General features: G+C 46.4%; 23 protein-coding genes. 9 read left to right on the top strand and 14 right to left on the bottom strand.

Translation table 11 applies throughout. From position 1 onward, the window contains the following. Positions 1 to 2: 2 nt before the first annotated feature. Together HW988_RS10600 and HW988_RS10595 are read right to left on the bottom strand one after the other, a co-directional pair. Complete coding sequence (locus HW988_RS10600) at positions 3 to 959, bottom strand: formimidoylglutamase (protein WP_181604251.1); 957 nt, start codon at positions 957 to 959, stop codon at positions 3 to 5. After that, on the bottom strand, positions 959 to 1,552 hold the full coding sequence (locus HW988_RS10595) for a hypothetical protein (protein WP_181604250.1): 594 nt from the start codon (positions 1,550 to 1,552) through the stop codon (positions 959 to 961). Before HW988_RS10595 ends, HW988_RS10600 begins: the two co-directional genes overlap by 1 nt. A 129-nt stretch (positions 1,553 to 1,681) precedes the next feature. Between HW988_RS10595 and HW988_RS10590 the strand changes: the two genes are divergently transcribed. Next, positions 1,682 to 2,521 carry a hypothetical protein gene (locus HW988_RS10590; RefSeq protein WP_181604249.1) on the top strand — a complete coding sequence of 280 codons (840 nt, stop codon included), beginning with the start codon at positions 1,682 to 1,684 and terminating at the stop codon, positions 2,519 to 2,521. A 91-nt stretch (positions 2,522 to 2,612) separates the two neighbouring features. Next, positions 2,613 to 2,894 carry a helix-turn-helix domain-containing protein gene (locus HW988_RS10585; protein ID WP_181604248.1) on the top strand — a complete coding sequence of 94 codons (282 nt, stop codon included), beginning with the start codon at positions 2,613 to 2,615 and terminating at the stop codon, positions 2,892 to 2,894. A gap of 113 nt (positions 2,895 to 3,007) precedes the next feature. Here the strand turns inward: HW988_RS10585 and HW988_RS10580 are convergent, their stop codons facing one another. The 3 genes from HW988_RS10580 to HW988_RS10570 form a co-directional block, all read right to left on the bottom strand. Further along, complete coding sequence (locus tag HW988_RS10580; protein WP_181604247.1) at positions 3,008 to 3,214, bottom strand: SlyX family protein; 207 nt, start codon at positions 3,212 to 3,214, stop codon at positions 3,008 to 3,010. Between the two features lie 9 nt (positions 3,215 to 3,223). Beyond that, positions 3,224 to 4,558 (bottom strand): chloride channel protein, encoded by a 1,335-nt coding sequence (locus HW988_RS10575; protein ID WP_181604246.1) that lies wholly within the window; start codon positions 4,556 to 4,558, stop codon positions 3,224 to 3,226. A gap of 69 nt (positions 4,559 to 4,627) precedes the next feature. Beyond that, on the bottom strand, positions 4,628 to 5,533 hold the full coding sequence (locus HW988_RS10570; protein ID WP_255489941.1) for an HD-GYP domain-containing protein: 906 nt from the start codon (positions 5,531 to 5,533) through the stop codon (positions 4,628 to 4,630). A 5-nt stretch (positions 5,534 to 5,538) separates the two neighbouring features. Here HW988_RS10570 and HW988_RS10565 point away from each other — a divergent pair, with 5 nt between their 5' ends. Beyond that, a complete protein-coding gene (locus HW988_RS10565; RefSeq protein WP_255489939.1) occupies positions 5,539 to 6,123 on the top strand; it encodes a hypothetical protein in 585 nt (194 codons plus the stop codon). 13 nt (positions 6,124 to 6,136) lie between these two features. Here the strand turns inward: HW988_RS10565 and queG are convergent, their stop codons facing one another. Beyond that, positions 6,137 to 7,186, bottom strand: a complete 1,050-nt coding sequence (gene queG, locus HW988_RS10560; protein ID WP_181604243.1) for a tRNA epoxyqueuosine(34) reductase QueG — start codon at positions 7,184 to 7,186, stop codon at positions 6,137 to 6,139. 47 nt (positions 7,187 to 7,233) lie between these two features. On the opposite strand from queG, the gene HW988_RS10555 reads away from it, so the two are divergent. From HW988_RS10555 to HW988_RS10545, 3 genes are read left to right on the top strand one after another with little or no spacing between them, the layout of a single operon-like run. Then, complete coding sequence (locus HW988_RS10555) at positions 7,234 to 8,430, top strand: CCA tRNA nucleotidyltransferase (RefSeq protein WP_181604242.1); 1,197 nt, start codon at positions 7,234 to 7,236, stop codon at positions 8,428 to 8,430. A 9-nt stretch (positions 8,431 to 8,439) separates the two neighbouring features. Next, a complete protein-coding gene (locus tag HW988_RS10550; protein WP_255489937.1) occupies positions 8,440 to 9,087 on the top strand; it encodes an RDD family protein in 648 nt (215 codons plus the stop codon). Position 9,088: 1 nt separating this feature from the next. Then, entirely contained in the window at positions 9,089 to 9,544 is a 456-nt protein-coding gene (locus HW988_RS10545) for a hypothetical protein (protein WP_181604241.1), read from the top strand. Between the two features lie 2 nt (positions 9,545 to 9,546). Here HW988_RS10545 and HW988_RS10540 read toward each other — a convergent pair whose 3' ends face one another. The 3 genes from HW988_RS10540 to HW988_RS10530 are packed head-to-tail and all read right to left on the bottom strand — an operon-like array spanning position 9,547 to position 11,867. Then, the gene (locus tag HW988_RS10540) at positions 9,547 to 10,926 is read right to left on the bottom strand and encodes an HD-GYP domain-containing protein (RefSeq protein ID WP_181604240.1); all 1,380 of its coding nucleotides are present in this window, start codon (positions 10,924 to 10,926) and stop codon (positions 9,547 to 9,549) included. After that, positions 10,926 to 11,426: a chemotaxis protein CheX gene (locus HW988_RS10535; protein WP_142700468.1), complete on the bottom strand. Its 501-nt coding sequence runs from the start codon at positions 11,424 to 11,426 to the stop codon at positions 10,926 to 10,928. The genes HW988_RS10540 and HW988_RS10535 overlap by 1 nt, the downstream gene beginning before the upstream one ends. Before the next feature lie 24 nt (positions 11,427 to 11,450). Further along, on the bottom strand, positions 11,451 to 11,867 hold the full coding sequence (locus HW988_RS10530; RefSeq protein WP_142700467.1) for a response regulator: 417 nt from the start codon (positions 11,865 to 11,867) through the stop codon (positions 11,451 to 11,453). A gap of 200 nt (positions 11,868 to 12,067) precedes the next feature. On the opposite strand from HW988_RS10530, the gene HW988_RS10525 reads away from it, so the two are divergent. Further along, on the top strand, positions 12,068 to 12,460 hold the full coding sequence (locus HW988_RS10525; protein WP_181604239.1) for a response regulator transcription factor: 393 nt from the start codon (positions 12,068 to 12,070) through the stop codon (positions 12,458 to 12,460). Positions 12,461 to 12,584: 124 nt separating this feature from the next. Further along, the gene (locus tag HW988_RS10520) at positions 12,585 to 13,061 is read left to right on the top strand and encodes an acyl-CoA thioesterase (RefSeq protein WP_246845595.1); all 477 of its coding nucleotides are present in this window, start codon (positions 12,585 to 12,587) and stop codon (positions 13,059 to 13,061) included. Here HW988_RS10520 and HW988_RS10515 read toward each other — a convergent pair. From HW988_RS10515 to hflX, 4 genes are all read right to left on the bottom strand, one after another. Then, on the bottom strand, positions 13,058 to 13,594 hold the full coding sequence (locus HW988_RS10515) for a hypothetical protein (protein ID WP_181604238.1): 537 nt from the start codon (positions 13,592 to 13,594) through the stop codon (positions 13,058 to 13,060). The genes HW988_RS10520 and HW988_RS10515 overlap by 4 nt on opposite strands. A gap of 110 nt (positions 13,595 to 13,704) precedes the next feature. Further along, complete coding sequence (locus HW988_RS10510; RefSeq protein ID WP_181604237.1) at positions 13,705 to 14,124, bottom strand: hypothetical protein; 420 nt, start codon at positions 14,122 to 14,124, stop codon at positions 13,705 to 13,707. Beyond that, positions 14,106 to 15,362: a hypothetical protein gene (locus HW988_RS10505; protein ID WP_181604236.1), complete on the bottom strand. Its 1,257-nt coding sequence runs from the start codon at positions 15,360 to 15,362 to the stop codon at positions 14,106 to 14,108. Before HW988_RS10505 ends, HW988_RS10510 begins: the two co-directional genes overlap by 19 nt. Positions 15,363 to 15,455: 93 nt before the next feature. Beyond that, entirely contained in the window at positions 15,456 to 16,721 is a 1,266-nt protein-coding gene (gene hflX, locus HW988_RS10500) for a GTPase HflX (protein WP_181604235.1), read from the bottom strand. Positions 16,722 to 16,921: 200 nt separating this feature from the next. Here hflX and HW988_RS10495 point away from each other — a divergent pair, with 200 nt between their 5' ends. Then, positions 16,922 to 25,609: a GH36-type glycosyl hydrolase domain-containing protein gene (locus HW988_RS10495; RefSeq protein ID WP_181604234.1), complete on the top strand. Its 8,688-nt coding sequence runs from the start codon at positions 16,922 to 16,924 to the stop codon at positions 25,607 to 25,609. Positions 25,610 to 25,658: 49 nt separating this feature from the next. Here the strand turns inward: HW988_RS10495 and HW988_RS10490 are convergent, their stop codons facing one another. Further along, on the bottom strand, positions 25,659 to 25,844 hold the full coding sequence (locus tag HW988_RS10490; RefSeq protein WP_181604233.1) for a hypothetical protein: 186 nt from the start codon (positions 25,842 to 25,844) through the stop codon (positions 25,659 to 25,661). Between the last annotated feature and the right edge of the window lie 117 nt (positions 25,845 to 25,961).

The following is a 25,961-nucleotide window of genomic DNA, read 5'->3' as shown; positions in this document are numbered from 1 at the left end:
CGCTAACCTTTATTTAAAAGACCAAAGATAAAATTATGAGAAATCAACGCGGCTAATTTGCAAGTGCGCTTATCAGAATCCAATGGCGGGGAGACTTCGTAAATACCCATGCCGCGAACATCGTGATTTTTCATCATCCACTGCAGGGCTTGCATGAAATCCTTGGTGAAAAGTCCCGTCGTCCAGGACTGAGAACAGCCCGGAGCTTCGTTGGAAGTGAAAGCATCGATATCCACGCTTAAGAAAACCTTTTTGCCTTCTTTACCGCGTAAGAAATCTTTCAAGGAATTCAAAAGTCCTTTTTCATTCACTTGATCCAGAGTGATGATCTCGGCACCCTTGCCGCGTGCCCAAGCGATGTGAGCTTGGCTATTGCATTGGTTTTGAATGCCGACTTCGGCAAAATCCACCTGGCCAGAAAACTCCTGAAGCAGGCGATGAAAAGGAGTGCCGGAGTTCATGCCTTTATCAGTCGGGCGAACATCCATGTGAGCATCAAAATTGATGACCACGGCATTGCCTTTATGGTTTTCCACGAAGGCGGTGCTGTCGCAGTAACCATAATCATGACCGCCGCCGAAAGCAATCCAGCGCTTATTCATTTTAACCAATTGATTGACCAGTTCGCGGCCTTTGGCATGGCGTTCTTCGATCGGTTTTTCTCTGTTAACCAAATCTCCCATATCCAAAATTTTCGGAAGTTGGGGCGAAGCCAAGTGCGGGGTCATTTTATAAAGATAAGTACGGATTTCTTTGGGGGCGTTTTGAGCGCCAACACGACCGCCATTTAAGGCGATGCCTTCATCATCGGGATAACCCAACAAAGCAAAATCGAAATCGTAAGATTCCAGAGAAGGTTCGCCCTTTGGCAGTAGCTGTACGCATTCCCCAAGGCGAGGATCCTCTTTGTCATTTTTTGTGAAAAGAAGATGCTTGTCTGTGGGATGTAGCCAACTCATTAATTTTGTCCGGATGTCATTCTATGAAGAAGCAGGGTTTTGTTCAATTCACCAGTCTCAGAGTTGTAGATCTTCATCACTGCAGATCCACGGTTGAATTGGATCGTTCCAAATGTCGTACTTCTAGAGTCAGACAGGAACATCACCCATTCTTTACCAGAGCCTGGAACCAAGCTGTAGTTGTACTCCACCGGGCTTGTCGATACGGAAGTGTACACGCGATTGCCGTTAGTTACGACGGTCTGTGCAGGGTAGTACTTCATGGAGTTAAAGTCTTGAACATTGATAACGGCTTCACGAGAATACCAGTTGCCCAGCATGCGGCGAAGGCCAACATACTCCACGGATTCAATAGCAACTGTGCAGTTTCCTGGAGTTTTCAATCCCGTTGCTGTGATGAAGTCCCCCGCGGCAAGTTTCACCAAGGCATTCAAGGCCGTTTCATTATTAGAGGCGATCAAGTAGCGGTGGCAAGGGTCTTCAGACTTAAGAAACATGGTTCCGCCTTCAATAGATACGACGCCACCAACTTGTTGCACACCAAAGGCAACAGTAGACATCATAGCTGTGAGGACGAAAATTAAAACTCTCATGGCACCCTTGTTCCATGGGTGAAAAAGCGGGTCAACATTAAAAGCACTCCTACGTTTGACTGACATAGTCATGCACAAGTGATGAGCAAATCTTGCCCGCAAACCCATAGAATCCTACACTATTTAGAAATGTCGAAATCAAATGACCTCAATATATTGTCGTTTCCCTGGGATGGAGTTTTACCCGAGTCTGCGCAAGTGATCGTGCGCGATCTTGATGTCGTTGGAGTCGGGGCTCTTCGTCAGCAAGAGCTGTTGAAGATAAAAGCCGAGCGCGAGATTATTTTGCAAACGCACTCGTCGTTTATCCCAGCAACTGTGCGCGCGATTTACGACGAAGAGTTGCAGAGAACACTTCAGTGGCTGACTCCTGTGCGAGTGATCGCTGAAGCCAAATTTAATTTTGAAGAAGAAGTTTTAAAAACTTTTGTTCGGATTTTTCCGAAGACTCATCACCAACTTGGAGTCATGAGTTCAAAACTTTGTGCTGAATATTTAAAAGAGATGGAGTGGAGCAGTTGGTTGCTTCAAGATCACTGGCGCTACTTTAGTGGTTTCCTTCGCCAGAAATATATGGATAAACAATCACTAGTTGATCTTGTGCAGTGGGAATGGATTCATGCGTGGCTGGAGGTTCAGCCGTTTGAGTTGGCCTCAGGCTCCTCTAAACAGATTTTTGTTAATCCTAGTTTGCAGACTTTGAATTTATCTCATGATAATGAACAGATTCAACGGACGTCGGGACTTTATACATTTGTATGCAATCAAGATTCTGTTAAAGTTATTGAAACGAAGATTGATATTTATGAGGCTGCACTCTTAGATTTGCTAGCGGGCGATCGAGAGTATACAGAGGAACAACTTTTAGAAATGGCACTTCTTGAAGAGTTGTCATCGCCGCTTACAAGAGATCAATGGCGAAAAAAAATTGAAGCGCTTCTCGCGTCCAAAGTGATCATGAAAGCGTGATCTGAAATTTTTTAATCGAATGCTTGTCTTTGTTTTGCGTCGCTGGTAGCGTCCCGTTTGGACTCAGGTACGTATTTGGAGGAATTAAGTAATGGCTACACAAGAATCGAAATTGGCGTCTTTCCTAAAAGAGTGTCGTTTGAAATCTGGCTTGTCACAAAAAGAAGTTTCAACTGTTCTAGGTTATGAAACAGCTCAGTTCGTTTCCAACTGGGAGCGTGGTGTTTCTTCTCCACCGATTTCTATTTTGTGGAAATTGGCGGGTTTGTACAAAATCTCTGCACAAAAATTGTTTGATGTGGTTTTGGAAGAAGAACTTCGTTTGACCGCGATCAATCTAAAGACACGCTTCAAGCAAGCTAAGAGCAGCTAAATTTAGCGCGGAGAAAATTTTCTCTGCGTTGCTGCCTCGTCGGCGTACGATGTACGCCTCCCGGTTCCGCCATGCGGTTCGTTTTCGGGAACAAATTAAGACAATAATTTTTTTTAATAGTGCGGTGGTTTTTCGTTGCCGCGGATTTCGGAGCCTTCGGCCTCGAGGGCTTCTTTGAGTCTGCTGGTGAGTCCGTTCAATAGGACTTCCAGTTTCTCGATCGCTTTTTGTTGTTCGTAGACTACTTGGTGTAGCTCTTCGATCACCTGATCTTGGTGGGAAATTTTAATTTCTAAATTTACTAAACGCGATTCATCCACTTTAAGCCCCTAGGGTGCAGGATTATCCATGTCCTTTTTGTGAAAGAAGTCTTCTTTCACCAAGTCATAGAATGAATGATGGCTTATCATATGGGACACGCCCGCGGCAACTGCTGCACTCAACATCATCGGGAAGAGGGAGGAGTGACGGTCGGTCATCTCGAATATAAGAATGAAGGCGGTGAAAGGCGTCTTCATAAAGCCTGTAAGAAATCCAATCATGCCGCATAAAACCAGCAGGTGATGGTTGTGAGTCCAGACCAACTCTGAAAAGAAGGAGCCGATGGTGGCGCCCATAGCCAGGGTCGGGGCGAATAACCCCCCGGCCACTCCCGCGATCGCCATTAAAACCGGGCCGACAATGCGAATGATGACGTCCGAAGCGCTGGCCCATTGTTCTTTAAATAAAATATTGGTGATGATGGTTTTGCCACCGCCAGCGCCGTGTTCATTCCAGAAATAAATCGCGCACCAGAAAATCAGACCCGCGACCAAGTTCACAGCCATTAGTTTTTTAAAGTTTCGGATCTTTTTACGTTCCTGATTGATACGAAAAAGAATTTTTCCTAACAGCGATCCCAGAACCCCTGTGATCGCGGCTAAGGCCACAATTGAAAAGTAGCTTTGCACTCCGACAGATTGAATGGAAGGAAAGCCAAAGTAGAGATATCCTCCAAGCGCGGTCTGCACTAAAAGACCTGTCGCCATCACGGACCACAAAACATAGGTTTTAAAGTTATTGAAATAGTCTTTGCTGAGTTCTTCCAGGGCATAGGCAATACCACCCAGGGGAGTATTGAACGCGGCTGCCAACCCCGAAGCGCCGCCCGCCAAAATGAAGGTTCGGGTGGAGGCCTGTTGAATCCAACGCGTGGATTTTTCGCCGATGCGGTAGAAAATACCGGAAACGATTTGCAGAGTGGGGCCTTCTTGTCCCACGGCTCCGCCACCCAGTACACAGACAATGCTTGCAATAATTTTCATACAGATCACGCGCACGCCAATCAACGAGCGAATCAAAGCGCTGTCGCTGGCGGGGTCCAGTTCATTTGCAATGAGCATTTGTGGAATACCGCTGCCGCTGGCTTGAAGGGCAAAGCGATGGGGCAGAAACCAGCTTAAAAAAACCGTCAGCAATGTGACGAAAAGAGAAATCGCCCAATGAGTTTCATGTAAAAGACGCAAAGAGATCTCTTCGGCTGCAAAAAATATTTTCGTATAAAGAATAGAAACGAAAGCCGCGACCAAACTTGCCACTAAAAATGGCAAGATTCGCAAAGATTCTTTGTACTGCAGTTTTTCGATGATTTTGTGAAGTCGAAAGCCGACGGGGGATTTAGGCATGAATCACAAATACTCCCATCCAGTGGGGATGGGAATGATTATTTGCTCTTGTGGCGGGGGGTCGTCAGTTTAGATGCCTTTCATGATATCGCTTAACAGCTGAATGTGTTGCAGAGGATGTTGTCCCACGCGCTCAAGCATCAGTTTCTTAGCAGCTTCAGATTTTGCAACGCCTTCGAATGTGATGAGACGGTCAATCGCATTGGCAGAACACACAATCACCGCCAGAGGATCGATATCTTTTTCGCGCATTCCCAAGGGACCCGAACCATCGATCAGTTCTTCGTGCTGAGCGATGATATTGATCACTGATTGATCAAAGTGCTTTTTATCGCGGACTTTTGTGGCGCCTTCAGAGGGATGTTTCCACCACAGAAGTTTGTCTGCAGGGCTCATTGCTGAAAGCTTTTGATTGACGTTCATGCCAGTTAAGAAGTGACCGTAATCGTGCAGCAACGCCCCCAATGTCAGCATCTGAGTTTTCTTAAGATCATTGAGGCCTAATTTTTGCGCCAACGCGATTGCCAGAGTTGAGACCGTCACACCGTGATGGGCCAGGTTTTTATCCGTGTTTTCCAAATGCATGATGGAGGAGACGGATTGTTGATTGGACATAACGAAGCTGACGTATTTGCCTGCGGCTTCCTTCGCATAGTTGTATGTTTCGACGTTTTCTGGATTTTCGAAAACTTCTTCGCAGTTCGATTGTTGGGCGCCTTGGATAACTTCAACACGGGTTTGCAGGTCTTTGCCCGAGGAGTTGTCATAAGCCATTTCCAGATTTCGATCCAAATAACCGCGGTAAAGCTGTTCTTCGCCAGTCAGAATGTACATTTTGCGAAGTTGCTTTTCTTTCAAACGCTTTAAGCGGTCCCCCTCGAAGCTGTCGCCACGACGTAAGTAGAGGATCATCTTATCATTGATCTTGATGTAGGCATTGAAATCAATCTTTTGGTCTCCCCGAAGTGTGCTCACGCGAATTGAGACATAATCCATTGCTTCCAAACCTTCCGATTGCTATCGTTAAAACGATGTCTATTGATAAAGAAATTGTAAAAGATTTTGTGAACGAGTCAAAGACCTTGATTGAGGATATGATAGATCTTCTCGAAGGTATTGAAGGCGATTTCTCACAAGTTCAAAAGTTGGCAGAATATGGAAACGGCGTCGACCGCATCATGGGGGGCGCGAAGAGTTTAGCCCTGTCAGCCTCCACAGATCACGCGGTTCATTTGATTTCTGACTATACGGCCTTGTGTAAGGCAGTTGGCTATAAAGCTTCGCAGATCAAAGACAATGAGCAATTGTTCGATGTGTGCGTCGCCACTTTGTTGGATGGTTCAGAAACATTGAGCACTTTGCTTGATCGCATTGAAGAACCTCTGTCTCAATTGAAAGCCAGCATTCCTCAGGCATTTATTGATCGCCTGCGCTGGGTTTCGGGCAAATTTTCGGATGATGTTTCGATGAGTGTCGGGACGGGAAAATCTGCTGAAGACGAAGTGGGTAAACAAAAGCTGAAACAGAACGAGATTGATGATCTTTTGAAGAAACTAGGACTCTAGATCTTGGCAGCGCCTAAGTCGTTAGCTTCATGAGTGCCCACTGGGCCAGTTCTCCTAATTTTTCGTGCTCTTTCAGGGCTTCAATTTCTGGTTGAAGCCCTTTTATTTTTCGATTTGCCGCCACGATCATGGCATTGCGCTTAAGACCGAAAGAGCCCGCACGGGCAAGTGGTGTTCCAAAGAAATCCTTGGTTAATTTTTTCCCTGAGGCGGTCAGGATGTAACTTAATTCTTTTTGTAACGTCTCTGCCGATTCTGTGTCTAATGTCAGGCTTTTTTCGATGGAAAGCTGTCCCTTAAAGACTTTTTGATTCCACGGGCAGACTGTTTGGCAAAGGTCGCAACCAAAAAACCAATCACCAATTTTTTCGCGCAAAGACTCGTCAGGAACCTGACGTGATTCGATGGTCAGATAGGAAATGCATTTGCGTGCATCCATTTTTTTAGGCTCAATCAAAGCTCCCGTCGGGCAAATATCCAAGCAGCGTGTACAGGTGCCGCAGAAGTCCGGCAAAGGAGCGATCTCTGTCGTCACTTTCAAAGAAGTCACTATTTCGCCAATGAAAAAGAGGCTGCCTTTTTTAGGATTGATGACACAAGTGTTTTTTCCAACCCAACCCAGTGCCGCTTTTTTTGCCAAATCACGTTCTAAGAGAGGGGAGCTGTCGGTGAAGGCGAGGAATTCCTCTTCTGGGAAAAGTTTTGTCAGCTCTTCACAAAGCTTTTGCATGCGTTGTTTAAACCAAAAATGATAATCCATCCCTTGGGCATACAGACTGACGCGAGCAGATTTTAGTGGGAAATTTTCGAGTTTTTCGGGATGCGGATAGTAAGGCATGGCGAAAACCAATGCACTTTCAGCACGGCCCCATTTGCTTTTTGGGTTTTCTTTGATCGGAGCATGCTCGGCCAGATATTTCATCTCACCATGCAGGCCTTCTTCGATCCAACTGCGATAGAAATCAAAGCTTAATGGATTTTGCAATGGCGCCCAGCCAAAATGGGAAACTCCCAGTTCAGCTAAAAAAGGATCTAAGAGAGGTTTTATCTCCTGAGGCGTCACGCGAACAATTTCTTTCTTTCAACAGGTTTTTTTGTACACTTAAAGGCATGGATCAAGTTCGCACGATTTTGCAATCTCATCCCCATTGGCCTGCGGTGGAAGCAATCTACCACAAATTGGCGCAAGAAGGCTACAAGGCCTTTTTGGCAGGCGGTTGCGTGCGCGACGCTTTATTGGGGCTGAAAGCGAATGATTTGGATATAGCGACGAATGCGACTCCCGATAAAATCGAGGAGTTATTCGAAAAGACCATCAATGTGGGTAAAAGCTTCGGGGTCATGCGGGTGGTATTGGGGGGCGCCGATATCGAGGTTGCGACCTTCCGAAATGATGGCAACTATAAGGACGGCCGTCGCCCTGATCACGTGGAATTTTCCACTCCCGAAGAGGACGCGAAACGCCGGGATTTTACCGTCAACGCTCTTTTCTATGACATGCAAAACCATCAAATTCTGGATTTCGTTCATGGCCAGGAGGATTTGAAAAAACAAGTTCTGCGCACTGTGGGTGAAGCAAAAAAACGCTTTCAAGAAGACCATTTGCGTTTGCTTCGCGGAGCTCGGTTTGCAGCGCAGCTCGATTTCGCCGTCGAGTCAGGTACATTGGCGGCCATGACAGAAATGGCTGCGGCTGTGAAAACTGTCAGTGGCGAACGTTTGCGAGACGAAATGGGAAAACTTTTAAAATCCAAAAATGTGCCGCTGGGTTTAAGAGTGATGCAAGACACGGGTTTGCAAAGGGAGCTTTTCCCCTGGAAAACTCCCGATGTGAATTGGACTGCGTACCCGGGTTGTGAGATCTGGCAAAATTTAAGTTTATTTCTGCGCTCTGCAGGCCATTCTGATTTAGAAAAGAGTATTGAGCTTTTACGCCTGTCCACTAAAGAACGCCGCGGGATTGAAGATGCCTGGGAGCTTTGGCAAAAGCCCGGGGATTTTTTGGCACTGCGTTTGGGTTTGCAACTTCAGCAAATGCAAAAACCGGGTAAAACCTGGGCTTTGGAAGTTTTAATGAAGGAAGGGCTTTTTGAAGAGGCGATTTTGCGTCTGTTAAATGAGGCCCGCAGTTTTGGGGATGAATTGCCAAAACCCTTTTTGACGGGCGAAGACCTTAAAGGAAAACTTCAGGGTCCTGCGATTGGCCAGTGTCTGCAAGAAGCGTATTGCCTGCAGTTGGAAAAAAGTTTGAAGGATCGCAAACAAGCTCTTTCGTGGCTGGATAGCTTTCTTAAGAAAGTAAACTAAGGAATTTAAATGATGACTAAGGCGACCGAAAACACCGCAGACATTTATGTGCCGAGCACTTGGAAAAGGCTCTTGGCCGTCACGATCGATCAGGTGTTTCTTGCGATCTGCTATTCGCCTTTCTATAAAGCCTTTTATACGGTGTGGTTCACAGATGCCGACGTACAGTTCAATCTGTTCCAGCTTTTGATGTTGTTTTTGACTCCCGCTTTGTATGAAGCGGCATCCTTGATGTTAATTTCGGCAACTCCTGGAAAATGGATTATGGGACTTAAAGTCGTTCCGGCCCATAGTCCCCACGAAGAACTGGATTACACGCAATGTCTTTTGCGTCCCTTGACCAGTCGTTTAAGTTTCTTTTTCTCCTGGGCGATCTTTGCCCTGGCGTTCTTTCGTTACGATCGAACGCATTTGTCTGACTGGGTTGCTGAGACTCGCGTCGTGCAATTTCAACCCCGCAGCACTCGGGCCGGAATTCGTTGGGTGTTGGGATTCTTTCTGGTTTTATCCTATAGTTACGAAGGCCTGCACTATGCAGCGGGGATTTTAAATGAAATCAACTGGCAAGAGGGCAAAGCAGATCTGCGTGATCTTTTGGTCGTGGGTGGAATGGATGACATGCAGTTAGATTTCGATATGGATGATGAAGGGGAGTAAGATGAAAATCACCGCGTTTGTATTATCAATGCTGTTCGTAGGGGCGGTGTGGGCTCAGCCAGCATCCCAGGCGGATTTTTCTAGAATAAACTTTGTTGGGGTGGAAGTTTTAAGTGCATCCGGTGACAATGCTTTCCCGTGGGCCGTTAAACCGATGGTGAATGGCTGGGAAGATCTTTTGAAAAAGCTTGAGGATGTGTCTTCGACAAAGATTGTTTCTCCGATTTTTTATCTGGCGGAAAAAACGTCTTTTAAAAACATTTTTGTTTTCGTCGGTAAAGGCTCGGATGGTACGTTTCAGTTCGTGAATATCTATTACACCATGGCGGGAGCCATGTATCCGTCGAATATGAAAATCATGAATGTCGAACACGACCATTTGGACGTGGCTCAAGGGATTCCTAACGAGCAGCCGAAAGACTTTTACAAGGTCACGGCGAAGCAGTTGTTTCCGTAACTTTAAGGTTTAAATTTCTTAGCAATGGTGCTGATCATCACCAGATCGATTTGTGCCTTACCACTGACCGCGTCTTCTTTCAAAGCGGCCATTGCAACTTGTGGAGCTGCCGCTGGGATACCTTCTCGTAAAGCGGTCGCTTCATGAAATGAATAGGCAATAAATAAAAGTTTACCGAAAGCAGATATATCATCGCCGGGAAGGCCTTTGGGAAATCCCGTACCGCGCAAATTTTCACGGTGTTGCATGATGCCGTCTTGGATATCCTGGTTGATGGGAACTTTTTTCGATTTCACCATGTTCACAGAGCGCTCGGGATAGTATTTATAATCGTGTGCTAGCTCTGCAGAAAGCTTTGTGATGTCAATTTCAGTCGCTGCAAAGTTTGCTTGTGACAGACCGATATTGTGCAGAAGTCCCGCAATCGCCGCAGACTCACGCTTATCTTCCGGCCAATCTAAAAGCTGTGCGAAATAAGCTGCGTAAGCTGAAACACACAAGCAATCATGGTAATAGGAACGCGTGTTGCCCGTATAGCGGCAAACTTCATCGTAGAGCTCGGGCAGGGGCAGAGTCTTATTTAACTCGAGCTCTGTGATAATCGTTTTACACTTATCCAAAATCGCTTTCCCCATGGAGTAATCTCCAGAGGCGGCATTTAAGAATTGCTGCATGAATTCGTAGATATTCTTTTTGGAGCGGTGGAACTTTTCCGTCATCGAGATCGGGAAAGGCAGGTTACGCATGCTCATGATGGTTCTGGCAAACTCAAAGAATTGCTTCATCTGAGTTTTCTTAACGTACATCTGCTGACGCATGTTTTTAAACTTTTCCACGTGACGGTCTTCAATGACATCACCACTGCGGCGTAAGATCACAGATCTATGATTTGCCGGCAAGTGAGCATAGACATCAAAATTTAAATTGATGTTCGCTTCCATGTCGCGCAAATCCACGGGCATCAATGCGGTGATCGGGATGTTTTCACCTTCCAGTTCAATCGGGGCTAATTGTAAAACCATGTCGGAGATAAACTCACGGTCAAAATTAATGTGCATGACTTCGTCAGCGCCATTCTTTTTCACGATATTGAAATCTAGCGGGGCCGAGGAGTGGAGAACAATCAAATGGCAATCAGGATAATTCATCTTGGTGGTTTGAACCCACTCGTTGGTGGTATTCGTTCCGCCGGCGCCATCGATTAAGGCTAAAATAGGTTTGAATTCGGGCTTGGAAGAAGCGTCGATGATTTCGTCAACGCTTTTGAATTCTTGCAAGATATACGGGTAATAGCCCTTCAAGACAGTTTTGATGGTTTCCAGAAAGCCCGGTGTCGGGCTTCCTACAATCACATCAACAGTCTTTCCTGGGCTATCAGCCATTATTGCACCGTGATCTCCACGTAAAACGTAGAGTTGTTAGGTAGATTGAAAGGGATCACCAAAGTCGCACCCTTATCTGCCTGAGTGATATTAAATTTACCAGAGATGACTGTCGGGATCGCCATTTCGAAGTTGTAGCCCATTTGATTCAAAGTCGTTTTAGCAGACCCGTAAATCATGTTGGTCATTTCGCCAACGGCGTCTTGTACCTCTTGATTGATCTCTGTGTGCTTCTCACCCAGCATATTCTCAAGAATATGGAAGATGGAATCCTTGCCGTAAGAAATCAAAAGAGTCCCTTTAAGAGGGGGAGCCACCATGCCCACCATACCAGCGATTTCACCCTTCAATACGAAGGAAGGCTCGATGAATGGTTTACCTGGGGAGGCGTCAGTTTGAGCAATCGTTTTCAGAGTCTTAATAACTCCATCAACAAAGGCATTGATTAGACGTTTGTCAAAGAGCGGATTTATAGCATCCACTTTCGGTGCTGCAGACATATTAATTTCTCCTCAATGCCTTGATTAAGCTGCTTTAGTGCCAGAGTGTTTAGCCCAAACGCGTTCCATTTTCCCTTTTAGAGTCTGGGAGTTGAACGGTTTGACCACGTAGTCAGAAACGCCGGCTTTTGCAGCTTCGAGGATGTGCTTTTGTTCAGATTCGGCAGTTACTAGCATAAATGGAGTCGCTTTAAAGCGAGGGTCGGCTTTACAAGCCTTCAAAAGGTCGATGCCCTGCATTCCAGGCATATTCCAGTCAGAGATAATGAATTCGTATGGCTTACCCGCATCATGGGCAGCAGAAATCATCGGAAGGGCTGTTTTTCCGTCGTCAGCTTCCTCGACGTTAGTGTAGCCAAGCTCGTTTAGAACTTTTTTGATGATTTTTCGCATAGTTGAGAAGTCGTCAACGATCAAAAATTTGGTCGTATTGGGAAACATAATATCTCCTAAGGGCTTTTTGTGTAAAATCTCCCTTATTATCGGTCTAGTTTTTTAAAACTAGAGTCCAAAGCTATTGCGAAACTTAGAATTTATGTCAGACTTTATTACAGGTGGTCGTGCTGCTTTTGGACATGAGTCCTGGGTAGTGCAAACGGTTAGATAGAAAAATAAAAAACAATTAGCGGGAGGGAGCAAGGATGCTCAGAGATGTCCTGATTCAAAAAGGTCTTTCAAATAGAGAGGCAGAAGTTGCTGAACTTGTGTCTAAAGGCTTGTCCAACAAGGAAGTTGCGAACCAGCTTTTTGTAACTGAAAAAACAGTAAAATTTCACCTTACAAACATCTACAAAAAGATGAATGTGAAGTCTCGTGCACAATTGATCGTGTGGTGCCTTCCTCATCTTGGTTTTGTTGAGAGTGAAATCCGCGCTGAGAACAACAATCAAAGTGCAACAACTGCTCAAACTTACAACAATAACCAAACGCAAACGATCCCAGCTGGATCTGCGACTGTAGCTGGTGCTACGACTCTTCCAGGTGGCGGAATGAACCGTAATGGTAATTCTGACATCGGTATGGGTGGCATCTAATATAGACGCCCAAAGCGTTGACTGAACTTGATAAGAGTTTAGTATAGAAGGCACGGCATTTAATGCTGTGCCTTTTGTTTTTTAAACCCAAGCAAAAGGGTCTTCTCCTGAAAGGCTCTGCTTTATGGCTAAATCTTCAAAGCCCGTCTCTGTTTCCCAAGTCGTTATGACTCAATTAGTGCTTCCCTCACATACCAATGCTTTAGGCTCTGTTTTCGGGGGTACGATCATGTCGTGGATTGATATTGCGGCGGCGATCGCAGCTCAACGTCACTCGAACAAAGACGTGGTGACGGCATCGATTGATCGTATCAACTTTGTGGCGCCAGTTTATAAAGGCTGGGTGGTGAATTTGAAGGCCAGCGTGAATTTCACTTCTCGGACATCGATGGAAGTGGGCGTTCGTGTGGATGCGGAAGACCCTAAGACGGGGGAGACGTTCCATACAGCCACGGCTTACACGACGTTTGTGGCCTTGGGTGCGAATGGTAAGCCGATTGAAGTTCCAGGCTTAGAGCTGAGCTCTGAAGACGACAAGCGCCGCTATAATGAAGGCAAGGCTCGTCGTGAATTGCGTTTAAAAGAAAAGCGCAAAGATTAATCTTTATCGCGGGGCTGACTGCGTTCGTACATCAGCCTCATGCCATAGACCTGCACAAACACAAATACAATCATAATGAATTTCATAAAGAAATCCAAAAGCTGCTCTAAGATAGGAGCGGAGCTGATGGGTTTGGTTAATTGATAAATGATCAGTACCATCAACGATACGATCAGATTTCCGAACACCAATTCTACTTTCATTTTATTTAGAAAAATGACCGGATTTAGCGCCACGATGAGCACTGTCAGAATCGCGTATTTGTTGATGTAGGGCATGGAAAGTAGAATCATAAGTGATGCATACATCAGCAAGCTTTGGATGATGACGGCTTCGCGGTTTCGTTTAATAGTGAAGAGTGTTGAGGAGCCTATTCCCGCAAGAGAGATCAATCCTAAGCTGACCAATTTTTTAAAGTCAGCATCCATGGCCAGATAGTAAAAACAAAAAGTAATGCTGACGGCCCACACGCTGAGGCTGACGTATTTACCCAAATGGTTTTGATTAAGAGAGAAATCGCTGCTTTCGAACATAGTAACAAGTCTCCACTGACGTGCGTGTGTAAGACCATTATATCTGACATTCGACACAGAGATCATTTTGATCCGGTAACGCTTTAAAACAGAATCCTATTTTGAGACGTTTATTTGCAAAGGATTTCAAGCCACGCCAGGGCTTCAGAGGCTTCGTGAGAAAAACTCGAGTCTTCAGTTTTTGTGCCTTTGTCTTCCAGTGTGATCTGTTGCTTGGCCTTTGCGCACGCTTGAGCGGAAGGTTTGCTGGTACCTGCTAAAGACTTCACGGGTTCCATGCTGTAAGAGACAAACAGCACCTGTTCTTCGGCTTCGGTAAGAACGGGATTTTTCATTTTCCGATAACTGTCGGCAGAGGATTTCACTACGGCGTTGGCTTTGTTGAATTCTGCCGCGGCACCTGCGAAATCAAGCTTTGCGGCCTTTTCGCGGCGCACTTTTAGATCGGCTAATAGATCTGCCTTCGAGCGCGGAGTGGCCCAAGCGACGGAAGCAAATACGATAAAAAGTGCTAAAGTGGTTTTACACATTCGTTGGCTCCCAGTTGTTTGTCTGTCATGGCTGCTTTTTTCTGTGTGCATTCTTTAGAAGAAGGTTCAACGCCATCTTTCAGGCAGTAGGTTTCTCCCATTTTTCCACGAATAGCTTTCAGGTAGACGCTGTTTTTTTGAACCATTTGTAAATAACATTTCGCCGCCGTGATTTTTTGGCTCTTACACGGGTTGTTTTTCTCTGTATAGAGTCCCGCTTTTTCAGCAAGGGCGCGGGCTTTTTTGATTCCTTCGGCGCCATAGCTGACAGCCGTCAGTGCGCTGACGATATCGCGGTTTTTTGCGAAGGATTTATTTTCTTGAAAGAGTTGTGGTTCGATCACGCTGTCACGCATGTGCAGGTAATAAGCGATTCCGTACATCAAGTTTCTTCCCAGGCCGTCGCCCGCGCTGACGAAGTCGCAGTAGTTGTTGGGAGTGATGCGCGGACGTTTTGCCAAATCGGATTTCGCGATGTCTTTAAAGGCCTGACAAGAGTGTTTGCTGCTGTTAGCGACACCTTCTAAGATGCCTTTGCCATTTCCCTCGGCGATTTCTTCAACCGCGATATTCGTCATCTGACCGATACCGGCTCCGCCATTCCATGCGATGGAATAATTGAAACCTGTTTCGTTATTGAATTTTTGATAAATCACGCGAGCATCGACCGGGTTGTCTGGAGAAAGACATTTGATCGCACTGTTCACCGCGAACTGGATATAGCTCACCATGTCGCCTGTGATACATTGCTGGGTTTTTCCTCCGACTTGGCCATAGGAAATTTCAATATCTTGATCCGTGCTTTTTTTGTTCGCAGTGCAGGCGTAACCCTTTTGTCCCGGATCGCGCATCAGGGATGCGTTGATACATTCACGCTTAATCAATGCAGGCAGTTGGTCAGGAGTTTTTAAGCGGTCATCCAAATCCCAGATTCCCGTATTTTCCGGCTGAGCGTTGGTTGCGTGCGCGATACTGTTTAGATCTTTAGTTTGCTTACCCGGGGAAGGACTGTTGGGTGGCGGTTCGCATGCGGGTCCCGAAGCGCCATTTGCCATTTCTTGAAGGAAAGCTTTTTTCAGAGGGTCGGCGTTGTCTTTAAAAGAGTTATAGAGCTTTAGATTTTTGTCATTTGCGCTGTTCATGCAGGCAGGTGTGTCCTTCACCGATTTATCCGCACTGAAGGCGCCGGGGCTTTGGAGGGATGCTAGAATGAAAAGATAAACCGAAAGCTTTTGCATACAAAGCCTATCGGAATCAATAAGTGACCCTAAAGTAAAAAATGAGGTTTCCTTGATTGGGGCAGGACCTTTGTGGGTACAAAGGCCTGAGATCTATTTTACGATGTAGTCTTTCCAGCGATTGATGAGAGACGGTGTCAGTTGCGTATAGCAAACTGTTCCCTCGGTCGCAGTCTCTTTTCTTGAGATCTGTGCTTCGCGGCCCAAATCGAAGATTTTGTACTCTTCAGAGCGCGGGAAGTACAACTGCACATCGGTTTGCATTTCGCTCACCATGCTGGCCATCAGTTTTTTCAATTGCTCCATGCCTTGGCCCGTCAGTGCACTGACGAAAACACGCGGGTATTGTTTCACGCGGAATTGTCGTTCAATGGGTGCGGCATCCACTTTATTAAATACATGGATGATTTTCTTATCAGACCAGTTGAATTCTTTGATCAGCTCTTCGACGACTTCGATTTGTCTTTCCATGTTTGGTGAGGATAAATCCACCACGTGAAGTAAAACATCAGCCTCGGCCGATTCTTCAAGTGTTGCTTTAAAGGCCTCAATTAACTGTGTAGGAAGTTTGCGGATGAAACCCACCGTGTCGGTCACAACGGCGGGTGGTCCATCGTTTAAGAAGATCTTGCGGGTCGTAGGATCCAACGTCGCGAAGACCTGATTTTTCGTCATCACTTGTGCGCCCGTCAGGCGGTTTAGTAATGAGCTTTTTCCGGAGTTGGTATAGCCAATCAATGCAAAGGACGGAATCTCGTGGCGTTTACGAGATTGTCTGTGTTGCGCGCGATTACGGCGAACACCTTCAAGTTTTTCTTTAATTATGGCCACGCGTTCGCGGATACGACGGCGGTCGTTCTCCAGGGCGGTTTCCCCGGGACCTCTGGTTCCGATACCGCCACCTTGACGAGAAAGGGATTCCAACCAGGCGCCGACCATGCGGGGCATTTGATCCAATAGTTGTGCAAGTTCCACTTGAAGTTTTCCCTCAAAGGTCTGAGCACGTTGGGCGAAAATATCCAGGATCAGCTGATTGCGATCGACCACGCGAACTTTAACTATCTGTTGTAAGTTTCTTTGTTGAACGCCGGAAAGCTGGTGATCCATCACTACGATGGTCGCCTGACTGTCGCGAACCATTTCAGCGACTTCATCGACTTTTCCAGATCCAATAAGTGTTGCGGGATTCCAGGCGGGCAGGACTTGGATGATGGAGCCCACAACTTCTCCGCCAGCGGCGGTGACGAGCTCTTCCAGTTCCAGCAAATTTTCTTTGATTTCGGTGAGTGGTTCGGTTTTTAAACCGACCCCGATGACAATGGCTCTATCGTGAACTTTGACATGGGCTTGTTGACTCAAATCTAAGAACCCTCCCTTGGTCTATCTTAATTCTAGCACCGCTTTCCAGGTCGTCAAAGACAATTTTCAGCCATTTTTGCTGAACTGCAAAGGCTTTGCAGGCCATGCATTTTCGCAGTTCTAGACACACGGATTGGCCCTGCGGGTTAAACAAGACTAAATTTTTCTTTTAGTCCTTTGCATGTGGAGAGTTTAACTGAATGGCAAAGAAGCTGCGATTAGCTCTGGAAGATATTTTAGAATTACCTATTAAAGCAGAGATTTTCAGTAGTGAAAGACTTGAAGAATACGCTCTTTATTTGGGTGATAATCTGCAAACCGGGAAATCGGTCCGGGTTCATCGTGGCCTCCTTAAGCGAATCTATGAAAACGGGGATAAGCTCCTTATTTCTTATCGCCTGCTGGCGGAAGTCGGTCGTAAAAAAGAATCCGTTTCCCCCGCGGCCGAGTGGCTGATCGATAACTTTCACATTGTCGAAGAACAATTGCGGGAGATCAAAGAGGACTTGCCGCCTTCCTATTACAAAGAGCTGCCTAAGCTCTCGATGGGAGACCTGGAAGGGTTTCCGCGAATCTATGCATTGGCGCTGGCCCTAATTGCTCACACCGACAGTCATCTGACTGTTGATAACATCCGTCGTTTTATCACTGCATTTCAGACACGGTCCTATTTGAAAATGGGAGAGCTTTGGGCTGTCGCGATCACATTGCGTATTGCCCTGGTGGAAAATCTACGCCGTGTCGCTGCGCGAATTGCGTGGGATTTTAATCAATCGGCCGAGGCTGACGAGCTGGTGGATCATTTGATCGAAAATGCCCGTCGTCCACGTAAATTTCAAAAATATTTAAAGCTTATAGTGCGTCATTGTGAAAACCCGGTGGAAGGGGAGTTGACGTTTATTTCTCAAGTCGCAAAACGCTTGCGTGATGCCGAGGCAGATATCTGGCCTGTCATTGAAGCTATGAATGAGGAGCTTAAAAAAAAGAACACCAGTGTTGAACAAGTCGTTTCAGCCGAACATCAACGTCAAGCTGCGAATCAAGTGACGATCGCCAATGTGATTTCCAGCATGCGTTTGTTATCCAATATCGATTGGACGGTTTTCTTTGAAAGCGTCAGTTTGATTGATCGTCTTTTGGAAACGGACCCGACAGGGGATTACGTGCGCATGGAATTTACTACGCGCGATGACTATCGTCACAATATTGAAAAAATCGGCAAATGCACCAAATTGGCAGAACTGGATATTGCGAAACGCGCGTTGGAAATGGCAAATTCAGAAAACCGCCATGTGGGGTATTTCCTTTATGGACGGGGATTGGAAAAATTAGAAAAGGAATGTAAATACCGCCCCCGCCTGCGTGAGACCTGGCTGCGCGTGACTTTAAAATATCCGACGGTCTGCTATTTCTCAAGTATTGCGTCGCTGATTATTCTGACGATGATTGGTCCCATCTCCTATGCCATGGATCATTCCAAATCCTGGTATGGGATGGTGGTCGCTGTGCTGGTGATGTTTTTTCCTCTCAGTGATTTGGCAATCACGTTATTTAATTATCTTTTAACCCATATCGTGCGTCCTCGTCGTTTAGCCAAAATGGATTACAGTAAAGGAGTGCCCGAAGAGTTTAGAACTCTGGTGATTGTTCCCTGTATGTTGACGGATCCGGGAACCATTCAAACTTTGCTTGAAAGAATTGAAGTTCATTATTTGGGGAATGTGGATTCCCAGGTGTTCTTTGCCTTGGTAACGGATTTTACTGATGCAGATACAGAGCATGTTGAGCATGACCAGGATCTTGTGGCTCAGGCCTTAAACGGAATTGCGCGCTTGAATCAAATCTATGGAGAGAATCGATTCTTTTTACTCCATCGCAAACGTCTGTGGAATCCAAACGAAGACAAGTGGATGGGGTGGGAGCGAAAACGCGGAAAGCTTGAAGAGCTCAATCGCATTCTTTTAGGTAAGGGCGAAACCAGTTACACCGTGATGACAATTCCTGCAGAGATGGTCAGAACATTTAAGTATGTGATCACTTTGGATGCGGATACCCAGTTGGGGTTGGGCGGAGCCCGTATGTTGATTGGGACCGCGGCGCATCCCTTAAATCGTCCTCATTTCAGTGAGCTTCGTCGTCGGGTGATTGAAGGGTACGGGATCGTTCAGCCGCGCGTAAGTATTTCGCTGGAAAGTTCTTCGCGCTCGTTGTTTGCGGCTATTTTTTCCGGTCACACGGGAATTGATCCTTATACGACTGCGGTTTCAGATGTTTATCAGGATCTTTTTTCTGAGGGAAGTTTTACCGGAAAAGGTCTTTACGATATCGAGGCCTTTGATCGTTCGTTAGAAGGGCGTATTCCCGAAAACACCATTCTTAGTCATGATTTGTTTGAAGGTCTGTATGTGCGCACCGCGCTTGCGACGGACATCGAAGTTATGGATGATTACCCAAGCTCGTACAAAAGTTTTTCTACGCGTGCTCACCGTTGGGTGCGGGGCGATTGGCAAATCAGTCCTTGGATTCTTCCATTTGTCCCCAATCGTGAGGGAAAATTAGTTCGCAATGATCTTTCGGTGCTTTCTAAATGGAAGATTCGCGATAATCTTCGTCGCAGTCTGGTCGCACCATGTTTGGTATTGATGTATGTCGCCTCGTGGTTGATTTTACCGGGGGATGCCTGGTTCTGGACCGTTGTTACGACGTTTATTATTGGAATTCCTATATTTCTGCACGTCGCAAACAGCTTGCTTGTGAACACTCGCGGGGCAAGTTGGACCAGCAGTTTTTGGAGCGAGCTTGGTAAAATTAGAATGCATTTTGCGCAGTTCGTGCTTTCAATGATTTTCCTGCCTCATCGAGCGGTAAATGATGTGGATGCGATTATCCGGGCTTTGTATCGCACGCGTATCTCAAAAAAGAAGTGTTTAGAATGGATGACAGCGGCTAAGGCCGAGACCATTCAATATGACATGAAGACGGCCTATTGGAAAAGTACTGCTGGCGTCGAGACAATTCTGGGAGTCATTTTTGCGGCCGTGATCATTCGCTGGAATCCATCGGTGATGGTCGTGGCGATTCCGTTTTTACTTCTTTGGGCGATTTATCCGTGGGTCTCTGAGTTTACACAGCAGCGCCTTGAAAAAAAGCGTGAAGAGCTGACGACGGCGGATCGCGAATTTCTGTTCGAAGTTGCGCGCCGGATTTGGTATTTCTTTGAAACTTTTGTGGGTCCTACAGACAACTGGCTGCCTCCGGATAATGTTCAGGAAGATCCCGAACAAATTGTTGCGCATCGTACGTCGCCGACGAACATTGGTTTGTATGGACTGGCTATTTTTTCAGCACAGGATTTTGGATTTATTTCTTTGCGCGGAGCCACAGAAAGACTGCGCCTTTTATTTCAAACATTAAATCGCATGGAACGCTATCGCGGTCATTTCTTGAATTGGTATGATACGACGAATTTAAATCCCCTGTATCCTCAATACGTTTCGACGGTGGATAGTGGGAATCTTGCGGGATACTTGCTGGTTATCAAGCAAGGTGTGGAAGAGTTCACGCGTTCACCGCTGTTTTCATTGAACTCCCTGCATGCACTGAACTCCAATCTTAAATTTATGGAAGAAGAAGTAAAAAAGCTTCAACTTCAACGCCAGGAGACCGGGGCGCTTAGTGCCACGCATTTGATTGAACAGATTCGCAGCACGCGGGAAATCCTGGCTGAAAAACCTCCAGAAAAAATGTCTGAGTGGCTGGGGCTTATTCGTGCCGTGCAGGTTTCTGTCGAAGACTTCCGTGACAGTCTGGAAGCCCTGGAAATTGAGCATGGTGTTCGCTACTATTCAAAGCTTCGTGGTTGGACCAATGCTTTGAATACCCTGATTGCAGATCTTAAGAAAGATACTGATTTGTTCATTGCTCCGCAGACTTTAAGTTCCACTGCGAAAACGCGCTTGGCAGAAATTGCGTCTTATAACGAATTGGATCTGAATCAGCCTGTGCAGGATATGATTCAGTCTTACTTCCAGTTCACTACGGAACTTACTGCAATTCCAGACAAAGAACTATCGGCCGAGATTATCAAGTTCCGTGATTCCTGTGCCAAGATTTCCCAGAACTTGCGGGAACTCGTTCAGGATTTGCAAAATATTGGGGACACTTGTGAACACTATTTCACCGAAATGGAGTTTGGCTTTCTGATTGAGCGGGACCGTGAGGTGTTTTCGATTGGTTTCAATGTCAGTGAAAATCGTCATGATAATTCGTATTATGACCTCTTGGCGTCAGAGTGTCGCTTGGCAAGCTTTGTTGCTATTGCAAAACGAGATGTACCAGCAAAGCACTGGTTCCGTTTGGGGCGACAACTTGTACCGGTTGAAGGTAAGCGCGCCCTGGTGTCCTGGTCCGCTTCGATGTTTGAATACTTGATGCCTCATTTAGTCATGAAGAACTTTGAAAAAACCCTGATTGGTGAAACATTGCTTGCGGTGGTAGATCGTCAGATTAGTTACGGTAAAAAGTTGAATGTGCCTTGGGGAATTTCTGAAGCCGGTTATAATGCCCGTGATTTGAATTTTAACTATCAGTATGGTCCCTTTGGGATTCCAGGATTGGGTTTAAAGAGGGGCTTAGGGCATGATCTCGTGGTTTCTCCTTATTCAAGTTTCCTGGCGGCTTTGGTGGATCCTGTGGTTGCAACTCAGAATCTACAAGATATGCAGACTCCGGATATTTTAACCGAATTTGGTTTTATCGAAGCGATCGACTACACGCCAGAACGCTTGGCTCCCGAGCAGAAATACTCTTTGGTAAAATCTTATATGGCCCATCATCAGGGCATGAGTTTGATCGCGATTGATAATATTTTAAACGCGGAAGTCATGCAAAACCGTTTCCACAGTGACGCCAGAGTTCGCGCGGCTCAAGTTCTGTTGCAAGAGCGCGTGCCAGAACATGTGACACTGACAGCTCCAAAAGCAGCTGAGATCGAGTGGGAGAGTGCCGGGGATTCTTTGATGAAATCCTTTGTGAGGGTTTATGATGAAGCCCCTCATCACAGTCCCCGGGTGCAGATTCTGTCCAATGGAGACTACTCTTTGGTTCTGTCGTCGGCGGGATCTGGATATTCCAAGTGTGGTAAGATTGCGATCACGCGATGGCGCGAAGACTCGACTCAGGATGACTGGGGTCAGTATATTTACGTTCGCGATGTTGGTATGAACCAAGCGTGGTCGGCGACGTTGCAACCGTATATTCGTAAGCCTGATTCTTACAAAGCAGTCTTTACAGAAGATAAGGTCGAGTTCTTGCGTCAGGACATGGATGTGAAAACTTCCACGCAAATTATTGTAGCGCCCGAAGATAATTTGGAACTTCGTCAGGTGACTTTGACGAATACGTCGACCGAAGAAAAAATTATTGAACTGACCAGTTATATGGAGCCAGTACTGGCGACCATGGCTGCAGATCAGGCTCATCCAAGTTTTAGTAATTTGTTTTTACAAACCGAGTACCTGGATCAAAAACAGTGTCTGGTCGTGAAGCGTCGTCCACGCTCCGCTGAGCAGAGGGAGATATACGGCCTGCATGGAGTCGTGTCTGATGCGGAATTTGATGGGGATGTGGAGTATGAATCAGATCGCTCTCGATTTATCGGTCGGGGTCGCGACGTGACGAACCCGGCGGCTTTAAAAACGGGGAGTACTCTTACGAACAGTTCTGGTTCTGTTTTAGATCCGATTTTAAGTCTGCGTGTAAAGATTCGAATTCCGCCTGCGGGCATTCGTAAGGTGATTTTTAAAACAGGTTATGCGGCGACTCGCGATGAAATGTTGCAAATGGTGGATCGTTATCACGACCCACATACATTTGAGCGCGAGATGAAACTTGCCTGGACGAAATCGCGCATTGATCTTCGTCACTTGGGAATGGATGCGGAGTCGGCATACTCCTTCCAACGTTTGGCAGAGCGCTTGCTGTTTTCGGATCCGTCGATGCGACAACCTGCGCACTTGTTAGCGGTGCACACCCGTGAACAAGCAAGTCTGTGGCCCTATGGTATCAGCGGGGATGTGCCTATTGTAGCCGTTATGATCGGTGATAAAAAGGATATGGGACTGGTGCGCAAACTTTTACGCGGGCATGAATACTTGCGATTAAAAGGTTTGCCGTATGATTTGGTGATCATGAATGATTCCAAGTCAACGTACCTTCAAGAACTGCAGGATGAAGTTTTGTGGCAGATTCGTTATGCTGGACTTCAGGATTGGTTGAATAAGCCCGGTGGGATCTTCAGTCTGCGTTTGGATAATATGCAGGAGGCCGATCGCGCTCTGATTCAGGCCATGGCTCGTGTCGTGATCTCCAGTGATGCGGGAACTTTTAAAGAACAAGTGTCGCGTAAAGTTTTGCCGATTAAGTATGCGGAAAGCTTTACTCCCAAAAATACGCGTTCATCTTACGAAACTAAGAGCGTGACGCCTAAAAATCTGCAGTACTTCAACGGACTGGGTGGTTTCTCTTCGGACGGGCGCGAATATGTTATTTCGCTCACCGGAGATCAGTGGCCTCCCGCTCCGTGGATTAATGTGATTGCGAACGGCAATGATTTTGGATTCCAGGTCAGTGAATCGGGTTCTGGTTTTACCTGGTCTGTGAACAGTCGGGAAAATCGCCTGACACCTTGGTCGAATGATCCGGTTTCAGATCCTCCGGGAGAAATTATCTATATCCGTGATGATGATACGGGGGAGTTATGGACGCCAACACCTTTGCCGATTCGTGGGCGCGATCAATACATCATCCGTCATGGTCAGGGTTACACCGTCTTTGAGCATAATGCTTACGGGATGGAGCACAGTCTGATGATGTTTGTGCCTCCAGATGATTCGGTTAAGATTTCGCGCTTGAAAGTGAAAAACGTTTCGGGGCGCAATCGCCGATTGTCTTTCTGGGCCTATGTTGAATGGGTTTTGGGAAACTTACGCGAAAAATCGGCGCCATATATTTTGTGTGAGGTGGACGACGATAAAGTCTTGTACGCCAAGAATGCTTACAACCATGAGTTCGCCGAAAGGATTTCTTTCTTTAGAATCAGTTCGGAAGTTCAATCGTACTCTTCTGATCGCAAAGAATTTTTGGGACGAAATCATAGCTATGCCTCGCCTGAAGCCTTGAAACGTCGTGGGCTCAGTGGTTATGCGGGTATCGGTCAGGATCCATGCGCGGCACTTCATGCGAGTTATTTTATTCGTGACGAAGAGGAAATTGAAATTGTGATCGTGCTGGGGCAGGCCGCGAACAAAGCGGATGCATTTGCACTTTCTGAAAAATATATTGATTTTGAAAATGTCGACAAGGCCTTTAAAGATGTGCAAAACATGTGGATGCATCATTTGGGCGCGATCCAGGTTTCCACTCCCGAGCCGTCATTGGATTTGATGGTGAATCATTGGTCTTTGTATCAGTCTTTGGTGTGTCGTATGTGGGCGCGTTCGGCCTTTTATCAATCGGGCGGTGCTTATGGTTTCCGCGATCAGCTGCAGGATTGTATGGCCTTTGTCTATTCCACTCCGGAAATCGCGCGCGCTCATATTTTGCGTGCGGCGGCTCGCCAGTTCCCCGAGGGCGATGTGCAACACTGGTGGCATCCTCCAACAGGACGTGGTGTGCGGACGCATTTCTCGGATGATTTGTTGTGGCTTCCTTATGTGGTGGCTCACTATATTCGCATCAGTGGGGATCATTCGATTCTGGAAGAACACGTTCCGTTTATCGAGGCGCCGTTACTGACTCCCGAACAAGAAGACTCTTACACGCAACCGAAGCTCAGTGATCAAAAGTCGACGTTACATAATCATTGCATTCGTACACTCGAGCATTCCCTGCGAGTCGGAGAGCACGGTTTGCCATTGATTGGTTCCGGAGACTGGAATGATGGGATGAATCGCATCGGGGAAAAGGGCAAGGGCGAAAGTGTGTGGATGGGTTGGTTTCTGCACCGGGTGTTGGAAGACTTCCTGCCGTTCTGTGATAGCGAGCACACGACTCGATATAAAGAGCACATGGATAAACTTAAAGAGGCCTTAGAAAACAATGCCTGGGATGGGGAATGGTATCGGCGAGCTTACTTTGACGATGGCACTCCGCTGGGATCTGCCTGGGGGCAGGAATGTCGAATTGATTCCTTGTCCCAGTCCTGGTCGGTTTTATCGGGAGTGGGAAATCCCGAACGACAAAGGCTTTCGATGAGTAAGGTTGAGGAAAACTTGATCGTGAAGGAAAAAGGGCTGATTAAACTTTTGATGCCGCCTTTTGATAAGACCAACTTGGATCCGGGTTACATCAAAGGCTATGTGCCTGGGGTGCGCGAGAATGGTGGTCAGTACACACATGCGGCAATCTGGGTCGTTATGGCCTTTGCAAAACTTCAGGAACGTGAAAAGGTTCTGGAGCTTTATAATATTATCAATCCGATTCATCACGGTCGCACGCGGGCGGGGATGCAGAAATATAAAATCGAACCCTATGTGATTGCGGCCGATGTTTATGCCGTTGAACCGCATGTGGGGCGAGGTGGTTGGAGTTGGTACACAGGCTCAGCCAGCTGGTTTTACCGTGCGGGATTGGAATCCGTCCTGGGTTTTACGATCGAAAATGGTGAGATGGTAATTTGTCCTTGTGTGCCTGAGGACTGGTTTGGCTTTGAGATTATGTACAGATTTAAAAGTACCATCTATGTCATTAAGGTTCAGATTTCGAAAAAGGGACGTTTGACTGAAAAGCGAATTCCATTGAAGGACGTGGGCGGCACGCAGGAGATCGTTGTCGAGTTTAAAGATGAAGCCCCAGAAAAGGAACAGGCTCTTAAAGACTCTCATCCTTAGTGGGAGTCTTTAGGGAGTTGTGGCTTTATTGTTTCGAAAAAAATTGATTTTAAGTTTTCTTGATGGGCTTTGTCTTGGGAGTTTTATTTTTAAAATGATTCACCAGAGTAGTCAGGCTGCTTTCAAAGCTGCGCGAGTTGATTTCTTTATACCCATACTCTAAGGGATTGCCTGTGGCCATTGCGGGAACTGCGTCGATAATTTTTTTAACCTGAATGTTTTCCGGACCGCTCATCTAAACCCCTCTCGTTTAGTACGAGTTTATCGTGTGGGTGCGGCTGTTGCAGGCAGGATTGGCCAAGCTTGTAAAGATGCATACTTTGGTAAAAGAAAAGCCCGTGTAGTTAACACG

This window comes from Bdellovibrio sp. KM01 (assembly GCF_013752535.1).
GTDB lineage: Bacteria > Bdellovibrionota > Bdellovibrionia > Bdellovibrionales > Bdellovibrionaceae > Bdellovibrio.
The sequence above is the reverse complement of the archived record's forward strand: the minus strand, read 5'-3'. Positions and strand labels throughout refer to the sequence as shown.

Coding starts and splice junctions, on each gene's coding strand:
- HW988_RS10525 (WP_181604239.1), top strand. CDS start 12,068: ATGCTCAGAGATGTCCTGATTCAAAAAGGTCTTTCAAATAGAGAGGCA.
- HW988_RS10600 (WP_181604251.1), bottom strand. CDS start 959: ATGAGTTGGCTACATCCCACAGACAAGCATCTTCTTTTCACAAAAAAT.
- HW988_RS10590 (WP_181604249.1), top strand. CDS start 1,682: ATGTCGAAATCAAATGACCTCAATATATTGTCGTTTCCCTGGGATGGA.
- HW988_RS10585 (WP_181604248.1), top strand. CDS start 2,613: ATGGCTACACAAGAATCGAAATTGGCGTCTTTCCTAAAAGAGTGTCGT.
- HW988_RS10515 (WP_181604238.1), bottom strand. CDS start 13,594: ATGTTCGAAAGCAGCGATTTCTCTCTTAATCAAAACCATTTGGGTAAA.
- HW988_RS10545 (WP_181604241.1), top strand. CDS start 9,089: ATGAAAATCACCGCGTTTGTATTATCAATGCTGTTCGTAGGGGCGGTG.
- HW988_RS10495 (WP_181604234.1), top strand. CDS start 16,922: ATGGCAAAGAAGCTGCGATTAGCTCTGGAAGATATTTTAGAATTACCT.
- HW988_RS10550 (WP_255489937.1), top strand. CDS start 8,440: ATGATGACTAAGGCGACCGAAAACACCGCAGACATTTATGTGCCGAGC.
- HW988_RS10490 (WP_181604233.1), bottom strand. CDS start 25,844: ATGAGCGGTCCGGAAAACATTCAGGTTAAAAAAATTATCGACGCAGTT.
- HW988_RS10505 (WP_181604236.1), bottom strand. CDS start 15,362: ATGCAAAAGCTTTCGGTTTATCTTTTCATTCTAGCATCCCTCCAAAGC.
- HW988_RS10540 (WP_181604240.1), bottom strand. CDS start 10,926: ATGGCTGATAGCCCAGGAAAGACTGTTGATGTGATTGTAGGAAGCCCG.
- HW988_RS10575 (WP_181604246.1), bottom strand. CDS start 4,558: ATGCCTAAATCCCCCGTCGGCTTTCGACTTCACAAAATCATCGAAAAA.
- HW988_RS10595 (WP_181604250.1), bottom strand. CDS start 1,552: ATGAGAGTTTTAATTTTCGTCCTCACAGCTATGATGTCTACTGTTGCC.
- HW988_RS10535 (WP_142700468.1), bottom strand. CDS start 11,426: ATGTCTGCAGCACCGAAAGTGGATGCTATAAATCCGCTCTTTGACAAA.
- HW988_RS10510 (WP_181604237.1), bottom strand. CDS start 14,124: ATGTGTAAAACCACTTTAGCACTTTTTATCGTATTTGCTTCCGTCGCT.
- HW988_RS10520 (WP_246845595.1), top strand. CDS start 12,585: ATGGCTAAATCTTCAAAGCCCGTCTCTGTTTCCCAAGTCGTTATGACT.
- HW988_RS10555 (WP_181604242.1), top strand. CDS start 7,234: ATGGATCAAGTTCGCACGATTTTGCAATCTCATCCCCATTGGCCTGCG.
- HW988_RS10530 (WP_142700467.1), bottom strand. CDS start 11,867: ATGTTTCCCAATACGACCAAATTTTTGATCGTTGACGACTTCTCAACT.